Here is a 13,868-nt window from a genome sequence, read left to right on the forward strand (position 1 = left end):
GCCCAGCCCAATGACCACGACGTCGGTTGCAGGAAGCTTCTTGATCATTTCGACGCCCTCGCATTCCAGGATTCGCCGCCGATGATCGATAACGGAACCAGATCCAGCTTCTGGTTGTGCAACGCGATATAGCGGCGGTAGTCGTACCGCGCGCCGGGAAAGCCGACCATCTTCCAGGACACCATGTCGCGGTTGCCGCCGTAGATCGGGTCGCCGAAAAACCCTTCCATGGTGTTGCCCAGCACCTGCTCGAAAAAGAGCTTCGAACCCATGCCTTCGAGCTCGACCTCGCCCTTCTCCAGTTCGGCGAGCAGCGCGTCCTGCTGCTCGGGCGCCAGAGCGCTGAAGGATTGCTGGTGGCGGGACTGGCAAAGCTTTTCGAGACCAACGAGCCCAAGGCGAACCCGCTCGCGCGGTGTAAAACGGGATTGATCACCCTGCTCCGGCGTGCCTTCCTGAAATGGCGCGGCCATGTACAGACGGCTGGCATCGCCGTAGTTGCTTGCCAACTGGCGGTCCATGAACACCACGCAACCCGCGTCGCTGCCGCTGACGCTCAGGTCATCGGCTGGGATCAGACGGTCGACAATGGCTGTCACCTCCCGGACTTCCTCAGCGGAAAAGAAACGCCACCCCGGCGAGTCGTAATGCATGGGGCCGTTATGGTCGAAGGGTTGCCAGGGCGGTACACCCGTCAGCGTGGCCGCCTTGGCGGTTGCCGCAGCGCCGATCGCAAGGCCGGTCACAGAGGAGAAAATCAGCTGACGACGTGTCAAGCCACGGGTAGTGTTGTCATTCATGCGGGCTCCCTTGGATGGGTTGCAAACCGGTAGCTCGGTTGCACTCAGCGGGCTTGGCGGAAACAGAACGAAGGAGCGGCTTTTTACCGCCGCTCTTCGCTATCCGTCGTTCCGCCTGGTATTCAAGGGACTGTGCATGAAATATTTCGTTTCATAAGTCCGTCGTTGGTCCGCTACGCCCACCCAGCATCTAGCTGTGTAACCCCCACGAGGTTGATCACGGACTGAGGCGGCTGATCGACGGTTCAACCCCGTGAATCCTACGGAGAGATCACATCTAGCCCGCGGTCCTTAGCCTGAACCGATCAGAACCAGGCCGAGAGCGTCAGCGATCCGAACTGGTCATGCTCGTCCTGGCCGTGGAATTCCTTCGTCCGCCAGACACTGGCGAATGCCAGCTGCCAGCTGTTCCAGATCAGCGCGACGCCGGCCTTGGCATCGCCGACCCATTCGCGGCTGTCCACCGAATGGCTGCTTTTGAAGGTATTGCCCTCCAGTAGCATGTTGTGCGCCATGTAACGTCCTTCCAGGTTGGCGAAAAGACTCCAGGCGAACCCGCCGCCTTGGTCGAAGAACATGCTGCCACTCTGCGCGGGCGCCACCGCCGGGATGCTGAAGCTGCGCGCCAAGCCTTGTCCGATACGAACGCCCAGGCCTGCGGACCCATAGGTGTAGAGGTTGCCGAGCGCGACGCCTGCGCTCGGCCCGTACTCCATTTCCAACCCGGCGAAGCGCTGCTGCAGCCACCAGCGTTTCTGGTAGCCGAGGTTGACGAAGGGTTCATTGCGCAACTGATTGTCCCAACCTCTGGGCTCGTCGCTGTCGGTCGCATCATGCACCCAGCGTTGAATCCGCTTGCCGCCAGCAGCCGGCCCGACCACGCCCACATCGAGGTGCAAGCCGCTGGCTTCGCGCCAGCCCTCGTGCTGTATATCGGAAAAGAGCGACATTCCGGCGAACAAGAGGCCGGCATAAGGTCGATCGTCCTCGATCAGCTCGGCCTGTCCGATCTCGTTCGGGGTGTAGATCTGATGCCCGAAGCGATAGGCCACGTTATCGACCTCCTCCGCCTCCCAACCCGGCATGGACCCAGCGAACCCGCGCGTCCAGTGATCGGCCTCTGGCTTGAACGAGCGCATCAGCTCGAAGCCGTTGGTGTAATGACCGTCACTACCGGTGGCGATGATGTCGTTCTCGATCTTCAGCGAATACAGATCCGCCTGGCTGACGAGAGGAACACAAGCGACAAGTACGGCGAAGGAAATACGAGTACGCAAATGCGGGTTTGCCATGGCCCAGCTCCTTGGTTACATGCAACAGGAAATGTATCTGCATGTTTTAGAGCCGGGCGTCTATCGAAACGTTCACCGACGCGTTTAGCGCGCATCTGCAACGGGTTAGCCGGCTCTGTCCTGAGCCTAGCTCATGCTTTAAGCGCTTCGCTGTCAGGTGCCGATAACGCCTCCGTCGTTCTTGGTGACGAGCACCGTCGAGGAGCGCGGGCGGGTCTTGCCATCACTGGCCGGAAAGCTCAGCTCGGGGTGCTGCACGTTGATCCACATCGCCCGGTAGTCCGGGCTCCAGGTGATGCCGGTGATTTCGCAACCGCGCGGGCCGACCAGAAAACGCCGCACCTCACGAGTCCGTGGGTCGGCGCACAGCAGCTGGTTGGTGCCCATCGCCTGCATTGCTGACTTCTCATCGCCGTAGTCCGTCTCGATCCACAACCGGCCGGCATGATCGAACGCCAGGCCATCCGGCGAAGAGAAAATGTCGCCGTTGATGGTGCCGGTGAGGTTGGCCGGTACGGGCTGACCGTTCGCGTCTTTGGCGCCGGGTCGCTCGCCAGCCAGCAGGAAGATTTCCCAGCTGAAGACCGTCGCGGTCGGGTCTCCGCCCTGCTCGTTCCAACGCAGGATTTGCCCGTGCAGGTTGTGCGGCCGTGGGTTGGCCTTGTCGGTCGGCTGCTTCACGCCACGGCCGTCATTGTTGGTGAGAGTGACGTAGACCTCCCGGCTGTGTGGATGCACCGCCACCCACTCCGGCCGGTCCATGGGCGTCGCTCCGACGTGATCAGCAGCGGCGCGGGCGTTGAGCAGTACCTCAGCCTGGTCGGCGAAACCGTTCGCGGCGCTCAAGCCGTTCTGCCCGTGAACCAACGCCAGCCACTCACCACTGCCGTCGGGATTGAAACGGGCCACGTAGAGGGTGCCGCTGTCCAGCAGCTGACGGTTGGCCTGATCGGCACCCGGAACGTAGCGCCCGCTGGGGACGAACTTGTAAACGTACTCGCCCTTGGTGTCGTCGCCGGAATAGAACGCCATACGACCGTCTTCGCCCAGCGACAGAACCGAACATTCGCGGCAATAGCGACCAAAGGCAGTGCGCTTGATCGGCATGCTCTGCGGATCGAACGGATCGACCTCCACCACCCAGCCGAAACGGTTCGGCTCATTCGCGTGACCGTTGTGTGGCTGTGAAGGATCCGGCGTAGCGTTGAAGCGCGGATCGGCGGTTTCCCAGCCGTAGAGCTTGCTCAGACCTTCGCCGGCAATACCGTAGCGTTTGTGGGAGACGCGCCTAGCCAGGTCCGCGGCGTCGTGGTTGACGAAGTAGTTATGCCAGTTTTCCTCGCAGACGAGGTAGGTCCCCCACGGCGTGAAGCCGCTGGAACAGTTGTTCAGCGTACCAATGATTTCTCGCCCGCTCGGGTCGGAGGCGGTTTTCAGCGCGTCAGTACCTGCCAGCGGACCGCTGACTGCCATCGGCGTCATCGCCGAGATACGGCGGTTGTAGCGCGACGGCATGACCCGCTGCCATTGGCCTTGCCCATCCTTCTTCACTTCGATGACGCTGACGCCGTGGGCCGCTTGTTCCTTGCGCACCTCGTCCAGCGGGCGTCTGCCGTCGGCGAGCGTCATGCCGTTGGGGTGCAGCGGCGGATTGACGTACTCATGGTTGATCACCAGCAAACCGTGGCTGTCCGGATCTTCCGAGAAGGGGAAGAAATGCATGCCGTCGTGGTTGTCGCCGGCCTGCTTGAGCTGGGCCTGCCAGTCATCGCTGGCGTCCGGATTCCAATCGGGTGCGTCGGCCATGACCGCATCCCCCCAAGAGAAGAACGTCCGCGCACTGTAGCCAGGCGCCACGTGCACGCTGTCGAATTTCGGGTCGAGTTGCGTGGGAATCCCGCTGAAGCCGATCAGCGAATCAGACTGCCCGGCGCTGCGGCAGGCGCTCAGGCTCCCACCGAGAAAACCGAGCGCGGCTAGGCCAAGGCTGCCCTTGAGCAGGCTCCGACGGCTGCGATCGACCAGCTGCCCCAGCGAGGTGTTGGCGCTGGGATTGATGGTCTGATCGTCGAGAGCGGAAAGGTTGGCGTGAAAACTATGAAAATCCTGTTTCATCAATGGCTCGTTCGGCAAATGGATCTGCTGCGCATCATTGGATGCGGTAGTGGAAGGTGTTCTTCACTTCGGGCACGGACACTGCACGTCCGTCGATGACACGGGGCTGATAGCGAAAACTCTTGGCGGCGGTGAGCGACGGACGGATGAACAGCGGATGGCAGTCATCCAGTGCCTTCGGATTCTCGATCCGCCCCTGCGGGTTGACCGAATAACTCACGGTGCAGGTGCCCTCGATACCCTTGTCCAACGCACGTTGCGGGTAGGCTGGCGCGTCCTTGGCGATCGGCAGGTACTGCCGACTGGCAGCCGTGGCGGCTTCGGCTTGGCGTGCCCGTTCAGCGGCGGCAGCCGCTTCGGCTTGCGCTGCCTGCTCACGCTGTCGCGCCTCGCGGGCCAACTGTTCACGACGCTGGGCTTCGTGCTGCTGACGCTCGGTCTCGAGCCGCTCTTGCCGCTCGCGCTCCAATTGCTGCTTGCGTTGCCGTTCTTTTACGCGCTGCTCTTCGGCCTGTCGTTCCAGTTCGGCGCGCTTGTAGGCGAGCTCGGCCTGTTCGAGCCGATGCTGTTCGATTCGCGGATCGACTTGCGGTTCCTCGACCACGTCTCGAACCATGGTCTCGACCGGCTCCGGCAAAGGCGTCGGCTCAGGTTCGACAGGCGCCGCGACCACGGGTTGCGGAGCCGGCAAGCTGACCAGCTGTGTCTTGAGCACCTGTGTCGAGCTGGGTGCCGTCAGCTCCGGCGTCCAGCCGTGCAACAGCAGGCCGAACACCGCGGCGTGCAGCGCGACGGTCACCACCGCTGCGCTGGCATGGCTGAGCCACTGCGGCCGGGGAGCTGGAAAGCTGTTGGGCAGCGTCATGATCAGGCTGCTCATGGCGTGGTTTGCCCAGGTGGCGCCTCGGTGATAAGGCCCAGGTTCACCACGCCGCCGCGCTGCAGTTCGGCAATCCCTGCCACCACGCGCCCATAGTCGGCGGCATCATCGGCGCGTACGTAGACCTGGGTGTCGCCGCGCTCAGCGATGATTGCCGCAACCTTTTCCCGCATCTCCTCGAGGTCGATCGCGCTGTCGGTCTGGTCCTCTGCATTCAGCTCGTTGCCCAGGTTCCAGTAGAAGCCGCCGTCGGCCTTGACCGATAGCGTGAGAATCTGCCGCTCGTTCTCGGTGGGCATCGCCTCGGCGGCGACTTTGGGCAGTTCGATTTTCACACCCTGCACCAGCATCGGCGCGGTAACCATGAAGATCACCAGCAGTACCAGCATCACATCGATGTAGGGCACCACATTCATTTCGGCTTTAGGACCGTGTTTACGCTGTGGTTTGACCAGCATGGCGAGGCTCCTTTCAGGCGACTGCGGCGACGCTGGGCGACCCGGCATGCAGGCGGCGATGCAACCGCGCCTGCAGTTCATTGGCGAAGCTGTAGTAGCGCGCACCGAGGGTCTGGCCGCGGGCGGAGAACCGGTTGTAGGCCATCACTGCCGGGATTGCCGCGAACAGGCCGATGGCCGTCGCGATCAAGGCTTCGGCGATGCCCGGAGCGACAGTCGAAAGTGTCGCCTGCTGCACCATGGACAGGCCGAGAAATGAATTCATGATGCCCCAGACGGTGCCGAACAGGCCGATGTAAGGGCTGACCGAGCCGACGGTGGCAAGAAACTGAAGACCGCTTTCGAGCCGCTCCTCCTGTTCCGCGATGGCCACATAGAGGCTGCGCTCGACGCCTTCGATCACCGCATCCGGTGCAATTCCAGGCTGGCGTTGCAGTTGGCTGAATTCCTGATAACCGGCCAGAAAGATGCGTTGCAATGCCGCCTCGTTGGGGAGCGCCTGTTCGCTGCCGTCCCGGTACAGCTGGGCAAGTTCGCCGCCGCTACGAAAGCGTTGCAGGAAGGTATTCAGCAATCGTTCGCTGCGCCGCAACGCGGCTCCTCGTTGGATTATCAGATACCAGCTGGCGACCGAAGCCAGCACCAGCGTGATCATCACCAGCTGCACCACCAGGCTGGCCTCGCTGACCAGCCCCCAGACCGACATGTGTTCGAGTGTGCTTTGCATAGTTTCCTCCAGGCCGTCCGACGCGACGGCCTCGTATTTGATTGCACCGGCATGACCATGCGATGACAGTCACGCTAGATAGGCGAAACGACGGCTCAGTCCAGACCCAATGCCTCGGCAACGGCCGCCCAGGGCAGATACTTGTAGTTCTGTGGCCCCTCGGGCATGCGCTTGCGGCCGTCCTGCACCACCAGCGTTCCGCGGCTCCAGACACCTCCGAGATTGGCCGAGGTAACCTCCAGACCGTCGGTTTCCGAAGCGCCATCGATACCCAGCTGGGCGTTCAAGCCCACACGGAAGGCGCCGCGCACGGCGTAGGGCGCGCGGGCATCGAGCACCACATAGCTGTCGTTGCCCTGGCTGGAAATCACCAGATAGTCAGCCTTTTCACCCTGATAGATCGCCAGACCTTCGATGTCGTCGTGTACCAGGCCGCCCACTGCGATGACTTTCTCCAGTACGGTCGGCGCGTCAGCACGGGCATCGAGCGTCCACACCGCGACATCTTCCTCACCGACATACAAGCGCTGGCTACGGTCGTCGGCCACGCAGCCTTCCGGCTGGGTCTCGACTTTGAAGCTACGGACCAGTTCACCGCGCGGCTCACCCGTGATGCCATCCAAGCGGTATTGCAGGAATCGGCCGTCCTTGTCGTTGGCGATGGCGTGGATGGCACCCTGCTCATCCTTGAACATGCACAGGCCGTAGATATCACCGAGCGGCGTCTCGATCTGGCCGATGTCGCTCAGCCACCCGCTGCGTTGATCGATGGCAAATAAATGCAGACTGTTGTGATCGCGGTTACTGGCAACGGCCAGGTCGACCGGATTGCCGTCCAGTGAAAAGCCCGAACGCACATCGACATTGTTCAACCGCCCTACCGACAGGTACTGCAACTGCTTGCCAGCCATGTCGTAGACACCCAGCCCGCCCTTCTTGTCGGTACCAAGCACTCGGCTGTTGGATGGGTCGTTCGGGTTGAGCCAAATGGCTGGGTCATCGGCCGCATCGCCCAGGCTCGGAACCGGTTCGGTCTGGACCTGCGCTGGCAGTACCGGGATGACGGGTATCGCGGCAGGCGCTTCGGGTTGCCAGTCCAGACGGGCCCTGTGGGCACCGCGCTCATCGATCAGTAGCAACTCGAGGCCGCGTTTGGTCAGCCGAGCGCTTATCTGCTCCGGTTCATCGAGCGCGTCCAACGGCAACACCGATTGGCTGAGCCAAGCGCCGCCGTCTCGCCGATACAGATGTAACGCCCCCGTTTCCGGGTCCAGCACCAGCAGCCCGCCCGGCACCAGAGCGATACCGGCTGCGGCTTGCGCGATGCTCCCGAAGGGCTGGCGGATATCCACCGGCTGGCGGAGCAGAGGCGCCTCCGCATCAGCGGCATAGCTCCAAACGCCAACGCCCTCCTCGTTCACCAACAGTTCACCAGATTGATCGTCGACCTGGCAGTACCCGCTTTCCGGCGGCAGGCTCAGTCCGCGAACCCGTTGCGGTGCGCTCAGCGGCTGCTCGTCCACGGCAATCAGCCATTGTTCGCCGATGCCTTCTTCACCCAGCAGAAAGACAAATTCGTTGCGTGCCGAGTCCCGATACAGGCAGAGCCCCTCGATAGCGAAATCGGTCTTCGGGATATACAGCGGCTGGCTCCAGCGATGCGCTTGATCCAAGCCGAGCAGTACAGCCTGCTGGCGCTTCTGATCGATGGTGGCTACCAGCAAGCCGTGCTCGCCTGCGCGGTGATCGAGCCCTTCGAATCGGCCCTTCAACTGGCTTAGCAGCTGGCCTTGGGCATCGATCAACTGCAGCCCGCGGGCGTCGGGGCGAATCATCAGCTGGTCGGCGCCCGGCCAGAAACGATCATCGCGCACGAGCTGGGCGTTTTCCGCTTCCACAACGGCTGCCCCATCGGCAAACGCAAGGTTCGGTACCGTCGAAAGCGGCTCGTCGCGCCCGGCCGTCTGGCAGGCTGCCAGCGCAATGCAGAGGCTCAACAGCAGAGGTTTATGCAAGGTTACGTTCATGGTTATTCCATTCAGCAGCCGCTGGCCGACGCCGCCCTGTCAGAAACAGGTCGGTATCGGGGCGGCGAAAGGGATCAGAAGTGGGTAAGGGTCAGGCCGAGCTTGTAGGTCGGGCCGTATTCCTCGTACTGGGCGTTGTAATTGCGGCGCCCGGTGTAGACGAAGTAGGACTCGTCGGTGAGGTTCAGCGCCTCGACCGTCAACTGCAGATTCGGCGTGATGAAGTAGCCGGCCTTGAAGTCGAGAAACAGCTGCTCGTCGGCGTAGAGGTCGTGCGCCTCGTCATCGACGCCTGAGACTTCGGCCAGGTATTCGGATTTGTAGTTGGCCGCCAGACGCATGTTGAAGACGTCGTTCTCCCAGCCGACCATCAGGTTGCCGACCGTATCGGAGTGGTTCGGCAGATCGATGCTGCGCTGGCCGCCCTGCCCTTCGATATCGGCGTCGGACTTGCTGAAGGTGGCGTTGGCACCCAGCAGCACGCCGTTCCACGGCGCTGGCAGCCAGTCGAGCTTCTGCGAATAGGACAGCTCGATACCATAGAGCTTGGCGCTGCTGCCGTTCTCGAAGCTCAGCGCCTCGTCGAAGCCGGCCCACTGGCCCGTACCGGCCAGATCGGTGTTGTAGATGAAGTTGTCGATGTCCTTGTAGAACAGATAAGCCGACACGGCGCCCGCGCGGCCCATGTAGTGCTCGATGCCGAGGTCGTAGTTCATCGACTCCAGTGGCTTGAGGTCGGGATTGCCGAACGCGGCATCTTCACCATCGATAACGAAGCCTGGCGCCAGTTGTTCGAAGGTCGGGCGCACCACGGTATTGGTCCAGGCGGCGCGCAATTGAGTATCGGGGGTCAGTTGATAGCGGGCATGCAGGCCCGGCAGCCAATGGTCGTAACGGTTATCACTGGAGACGGCCTCGAACTCGCCGTCGCGCAGCCCCGTTCCCTTGGCGCTGAACTCGGTGCCCTCGTAGCGCAGGCCGGCAATGATGCGCCATTGGTCCAGGTCCAGGGTGTTCATGAAATAGGCAGCGTTGATGTCCTCGCTCATGTCGAAGTCACCGATGCGCGACTCTTCCTCGTCGTAAAACTCACTGGCGTCCAGGCCACCGATCAGGCCTTCCAACGCGCCAGCATCGATACCCGGACCAAAGCGGCCAAGGGCGTAGTCGACGTTGCCGGTTTGGAAGTCAGCCAGGGTCAGGTCAGGGAAATCATCGTAGGCCCAGATATCGATGTCGTTGGTCTTGTCGCGCCGGCTGAGCTTACCGCCGACCTTAAACTGCGAGGCGTAGCCCCGAATGTCGTAATCACGGGCGAGATCCAGGCGAATGTTCTTTTCTCGGTCACGCGCGTCGCTCTTTTCCCACTCCACCTCGTCCAGCTCGAAACTCGCCGGATCGTAGAAGGACGAGTCGATCGTCAGGCCCGGCTTGCGCGTGCTGGAGAAACCCGCATCGCTGAAGTCGCCTACGAAGGTGGCGCCGGCGATGCCGCCCGGATTGCGCTCGCGCGCCTCGCTGTAGCCGGCCTGACCGCTGAGCGTCCAGAACCCCATCATGCGCTCGCCGCCGAACACGTAGGACTGGATGGTCTGGGTGTCCTCGCGCGATTTCAGCTCACGCCAGCCTTCGGCGTCGCCCAGCTCCCCTGCCAGTTGCGCGTCGGCAAACTCGACACCTGCGGCGTTGCGCGTCTCGGTGTCCTTGAAGCGGCTATAAAGAGTGCGCAGGTAATAACTACTGAGGTCGTCTGGCTTGTAATCGAAGTTGATGCCCACACCGGCACGTTCGCGGGTGATTTCATAATCGCGCTGCTCCAGCTCGCCAAGTCGCGCGCCATCCTCGAAATCCCAGGCGCCGCCGGTTTCGACGTTATCCGAGCCGAAATCGCGCTCCTGCCAGCTCAGCGCAGCAGCGACGCCGAAATTGTCGACGCCATCACCCAGGCTGAAACGGTTGCTGAAGGCGCCGGAAAACTTAGGGCTGGTCTTGCTGACGTTATCGTCGTAGCTGCCCTCGCCGCTGACGCTATAGAACAGGCCGTCGTGATCGAAGGCGGACAGGCTTTCTACCTCGATGGTGCCGCCCAAGGAGTTGGCATCCATGTCAGGTGTTAGGGTTTTGACCACCGACAGCGACTGCACCAGCTCCGACGGCAACACGTCCAGCGCCACCGCCCGGCGATCACTTTCCGGCGAGGGGACCAGCGTGCCGTTGATGGTCACGCTGTTAAGGTCCGGTGCAATACCGCGCACGCTGACGAAGCGCCCCTCGCCCTGGTCGCGCTCGACCGACAGACCAGGGATACGCTGCAACGCTTCGGCGGCGTTGTCGTCCGGCAGCTGGCCGATGCCGTCGGCGTGCACCACGCTCTTGACGCTGTCGGCGCTGCGCTGCTCGCTGAGCGCCTTGTCGATGCTGACGGCTTGGCCGATCACTTCGACGTGTTCCATGACAAGCGGGTCCTCCGCCCAGGCCGAACCGGCGCTGACGGCCAGGGCCAGCAGGCTGATGCGGAACCCTGCATGACGGATGCCGCTGCGGTATGTGCTCATGAACAATCCCCCGAACGCTGTTTACCGGGTCCATCCCGGAACTGCAGCGGACGGTAGGTGGGGGATATGGCGGTTCTGTGACAGGGGTTGGGAATGGGGCGGCAGACTGGGCTTATCGCGGTGGTTTCGGGTGGTGAATGAGCCGATATGACCTGTTCTGGTGGGTCGCGGGGTAAGGCATGTGGAGTAGCGGTTCGTGCCGCTGCCCGTTACAGCACAATCCGGGACGCCGGTTTCGCCCTGCTGGGCGAGTCACTTTTTCCAAACGCGGAAAAAGTAACCAAAAACGCTGTGCCCCTGCATCCGGCCCTGCGCTTCGCTCCGGGTTCGTTCGCTCCACCGCTGCTTCAGGGGTCGGGTTACAAGGGCCATCCCTGGCCCTATAAGCCTTTCGCCGCATCCATGCGGCTCAACCCCTTACGCAACGATTCCACTCACCCTCCTGAAAGGGGCATTCAGTGTCGTCTGTTAGTCCGTGCAAAGCACCAAGCAAAGCGTGTTTGTTTGGCTGTTTGCCAACTTTCAGACAACTCGGATCCGATCCCCCTTCAGGAGGCCGAGCGTAGGCGCTGCGCAGGGGGACGCGAGGCATGGATGCCGAGCGAGGAGCGATGGGACATGGATGTCCCTTCGCGACGACCCCCGGAGCGGCGCCGGAGGGAGGGAAGTTTTGCGAAGCAAAACCCGGATGTAGGGGTGGCCTTCTTTTTGGTTACTTTTTCTTGGCCACTCAAGAAAAAGTGACTCGCCCAGCAGGGCGAAACCAAGCCATCAAGCAACTCTCCAATCCGCCTCACACCCATAAAACGAACAGCAGCTTAAAAAGCTTTGAGCCAATTCAACCCCCTCCCCCTTCATCCAACCGTCACATTCTTCTGTTTCCGTGCCCCTCACGCACTGGCGCGCCTTCGCCACGGGGACCCGATGAAATTCTTTTTAAAGCTGCATGCTCTTACGCTGCTCGGCCTAGCATTCGCGGCCAACTTCGGCCTGCAGGTCTACCTCGCCACCGGCCAGCTCAAGCCCTGGGCCGAGATCGACTGGATGGACGTGGCCGGCGAAGGCGGCTCGGCGGTATTGGCGCTGGTCTGGCTGATCATGCTGCTGCACAGTCGTCCCGCCGGCCGAGTAACGCGGCTGCTCGCGCTCGGCCTTGCCTGCGTATTCCTGTCCTGGTGGATGGATGCATTGGATGAGTTCATCCAACTGCCGGAATTGGCGACCTGGGATAACTGGTTGGAAACCGCGCCGATGCCCGTCGGCCTGGTGTTGCTGACATTGGGCATCTATCACCTGAATCAGGAACAGCGCGCCATCAGTCAGCAGATGAGCAAACGCGAAAAGGGATTCCGCGAGCACCGGCTGTTCGACAAACTGACTCCGCTAGGCGCCGCCGAATATTTGCGCCAGCACGTGCAACTGGCACTCGCGCAGGCCCAGGCGGAGCAGCAACCCTTGTCGTTGGTGGTCGTGGATCTGGACGATTTCAACGCGCTCAACCTGCGTTACGGTCAGGCCGAGGGCGACGCCGTGCTGCAGGCGATGGCTCACCTGCTGCTGCTCAATCTTCGCCGCCAGGACCTGCTCTGCCGGTTGGCGGGGGATCGCTTCGTCGCCGTGTTGCCGAACACCGGCGAGGCCCAGGCCCGTTCAATTGCCGACGAACTGCGCCAGGCCGTAGCCAGCCTGGCGCACAAGACCGCGCAGCACGGAGAGCGGGTGCACCTGCGCGCCAGCACCGCGACGGTGATGGCCTTCGATGAGGATGCCGAGCAACTCCTCAAACGCCTCAACCTGAACCTGGCCAAGACCAAACAGCAACTGCCGCGCTGCGCCTGAGAACAGACCATGCCCCTCGGTTACGAATGTGACACGCGCTTCATCGCGGCTCATCACCAACCAGCCGTACTGATCGACCTGGCGTTGTCGCGCGGGATCGGCAGCCATCAGTTGCTGCGCGGTACCGGGCTGTTTTACGAGGACATCACCAGCGGCCTAGCACGCATCAGTCCGACGCAATTGCTCACGCTGATCAGCAATGCGCAACGCTTGCTGGACGCCGATGACAGCAGTTTTCTGCTTGGGCAACGACTGCTGCCAGGCCATTACGGCGAAACCAGCCACGCACTGAACCACGCCTGCACGCTGCTCCAGGCACTGGAACACCTGCAGCAATTCCGCGTGTTGCTCAGCCCGCTGCTGACACCGAGGCTGCTGCTCGACGACAAGCAGGCTCATCTGTACTGGGTGGAAAGTTGGGGCACGGAAGACCAGCAGCGTTTTCTGGTTGAGGCCAGCCTGACCGCGGTGGTCGCCATGACCCGGCGCCTATCGGGGGAGCGACTGCCGTGGCGCTTTTATTTCAGCTATGCGCAGCCACGCCACATCGAACAGTACTGGGTCCATCTGAGCGAGAACCTGACGTTCGACAGCCAGTGGACAATGATGAGCCTACCCCGAGAGTACCTGCACACACCTTGGCCAAATGCCTCGACCACTGCGGGCCAGGTTGCCCAGCAGGCCAGCCATGCACAACTGGCGAGCCTAGGTTGGCAGTGCAGCTTTATCGATCAGCTGTATGACTACCTCCATGCCAATATCCGCGCACCGCTGAACCTCGAACGGGTCGCTCAGGCGTTCGGGATGAGCCCTGCCTCTTTAAAGCGCAAGCTGCAAAAACAGGGTACTCATTTTCAGGAACAGCTCGATTTGGTGCGCAAGCACGTAGCGCTCTATCTGTATCAGATGAAGGGTTATAGCAACGAGGAAGTTGCGAGTTACCTGTGCTTTAACGACACCACCAACTTCCGGCGATCGTTCAAACGCTGGACCGGCCTTGCGCCGAGCAGCCTGAGCCAACTCTTCGATAGGTAGAGCCAAGGCCGACAGTATCGCTTTGGGCTTTGTCTAAACGGCCCACCGAAGGGGCGCAGGTTTGGCGACTATCGTGCAGAACGGGGTTCTACCTGGCTGTCATCCTGCCCGTCGCGATTGGCCGATAGCTGTACCGACCC

General features: G+C 61.9%; 10 protein-coding genes. 2 read left to right on the forward strand and 8 right to left on the reverse strand.

All coding sequences use genetic code 11. The features are described from left to right. Positions 1-44 precede the first annotated feature (44 nt). The 8 genes from NA647_RS15380 to NA647_RS15415 all read right to left on the reverse strand — a co-directional run bounded on the left by NA647_RS15380 (position 45) and on the right by NA647_RS15415 (position 10,854). Positions 45-800 (reverse strand): gluconate 2-dehydrogenase subunit 3 family protein, encoded by a 756-nt coding sequence (locus NA647_RS15380; RefSeq protein WP_256058493.1) that lies wholly within the window; start codon positions 798-800, stop codon positions 45-47. Positions 801-1,105: 305 nt separating this feature from the next. Beyond that, positions 1,106-2,092 (reverse strand): lipid A deacylase LpxR family protein, encoded by a 987-nt coding sequence (locus NA647_RS15385; protein WP_256058494.1) that lies wholly within the window; start codon positions 2,090-2,092, stop codon positions 1,106-1,108. Between the two features lie 153 nt (positions 2,093-2,245). Next, positions 2,246-4,207 carry a PhoX family protein gene (locus tag NA647_RS15390; RefSeq protein WP_256058495.1) on the reverse strand — a complete coding sequence of 654 codons (1,962 nt, stop codon included), beginning with the start codon at positions 4,205-4,207 and terminating at the stop codon, positions 2,246-2,248. Between the two features lie 34 nt (positions 4,208-4,241). Then, positions 4,242-5,087: a TonB family protein gene (locus tag NA647_RS15395; protein WP_256058496.1), complete on the reverse strand. Its 846-nt coding sequence runs from the start codon at positions 5,085-5,087 to the stop codon at positions 4,242-4,244. Continuing rightward, entirely contained in the window at positions 5,084-5,545 is a 462-nt protein-coding gene (tolR, locus tag NA647_RS15400) for a protein TolR (RefSeq protein ID WP_256058497.1), read from the reverse strand. Before tolR ends, NA647_RS15395 begins: the two co-directional genes overlap by 4 nt. 13 nt (positions 5,546-5,558) lie before the next feature. Next, positions 5,559-6,272: a protein TolQ gene (gene tolQ, locus NA647_RS15405; RefSeq protein ID WP_256058498.1), complete on the reverse strand. Its 714-nt coding sequence runs from the start codon at positions 6,270-6,272 to the stop codon at positions 5,559-5,561. Positions 6,273-6,367: 95 nt separating this feature from the next. Further along, positions 6,368-8,299: a phytase gene (locus NA647_RS15410; RefSeq protein ID WP_256058499.1), complete on the reverse strand. Its 1,932-nt coding sequence runs from the start codon at positions 8,297-8,299 to the stop codon at positions 6,368-6,370. A 74-nt stretch (positions 8,300-8,373) separates the two neighbouring features. Beyond that, positions 8,374-10,854, reverse strand: a complete 2,481-nt coding sequence (locus NA647_RS15415; protein ID WP_256058500.1) for a TonB-dependent receptor — start codon at positions 10,852-10,854, stop codon at positions 8,374-8,376. 924 nt (positions 10,855-11,778) lie between these two features. Here NA647_RS15415 and NA647_RS15420 point away from each other — a divergent pair. After that, positions 11,779-12,693 carry a GGDEF domain-containing protein gene (locus tag NA647_RS15420; RefSeq protein ID WP_256058501.1) on the forward strand — a complete coding sequence of 305 codons (915 nt, stop codon included), beginning with the start codon at positions 11,779-11,781 and terminating at the stop codon, positions 12,691-12,693. A gap of 9 nt (positions 12,694-12,702) precedes the next feature. Further along, positions 12,703-13,728, forward strand: a complete 1,026-nt coding sequence (locus tag NA647_RS15425) for an AraC family transcriptional regulator (protein ID WP_256058502.1) — start codon at positions 12,703-12,705, stop codon at positions 13,726-13,728. The last annotated feature ends 140 nt before the right edge of the window (positions 13,729-13,868 follow it).

This window comes from Stutzerimonas stutzeri (assembly GCF_024448985.1).
Lineage (GTDB): Bacteria > Pseudomonadota > Gammaproteobacteria > Pseudomonadales > Pseudomonadaceae > Stutzerimonas > Stutzerimonas stutzeri_AP.

Coding starts and splice junctions, on each gene's coding strand:
- NA647_RS15380 (WP_256058493.1), bottom strand. CDS start 800: ATGAATGACAACACTACCCGTGGCTTGACACGTCGTCAGCTGATTTTC.
- NA647_RS15385 (WP_256058494.1), bottom strand. CDS start 2,092: ATGGCAAACCCGCATTTGCGTACTCGTATTTCCTTCGCCGTACTTGTC.
- NA647_RS15390 (WP_256058495.1), bottom strand. CDS start 4,207: ATGAAACAGGATTTTCATAGTTTTCACGCCAACCTTTCCGCTCTCGAC.
- NA647_RS15395 (WP_256058496.1), bottom strand. CDS start 5,087: ATGAGCAGCCTGATCATGACGCTGCCCAACAGCTTTCCAGCTCCCCGG.
- tolR (WP_256058497.1), bottom strand. CDS start 5,545: ATGCTGGTCAAACCACAGCGTAAACACGGTCCTAAAGCCGAAATGAAT.
- tolQ (WP_256058498.1), bottom strand. CDS start 6,272: ATGCAAAGCACACTCGAACACATGTCGGTCTGGGGGCTGGTCAGCGAG.
- NA647_RS15410 (WP_256058499.1), bottom strand. CDS start 8,299: ATGAACGTAACCTTGCATAAACCTCTGCTGTTGAGCCTCTGCATTGCG.
- NA647_RS15415 (WP_256058500.1), bottom strand. CDS start 10,854: ATGAGCACATACCGCAGCGGCATCCGTCATGCAGGGTTCCGCATCAGC.
- NA647_RS15420 (WP_256058501.1), top strand. CDS start 11,779: ATGAAATTCTTTTTAAAGCTGCATGCTCTTACGCTGCTCGGCCTAGCA.
- NA647_RS15425 (WP_256058502.1), top strand. CDS start 12,703: ATGCCCCTCGGTTACGAATGTGACACGCGCTTCATCGCGGCTCATCAC.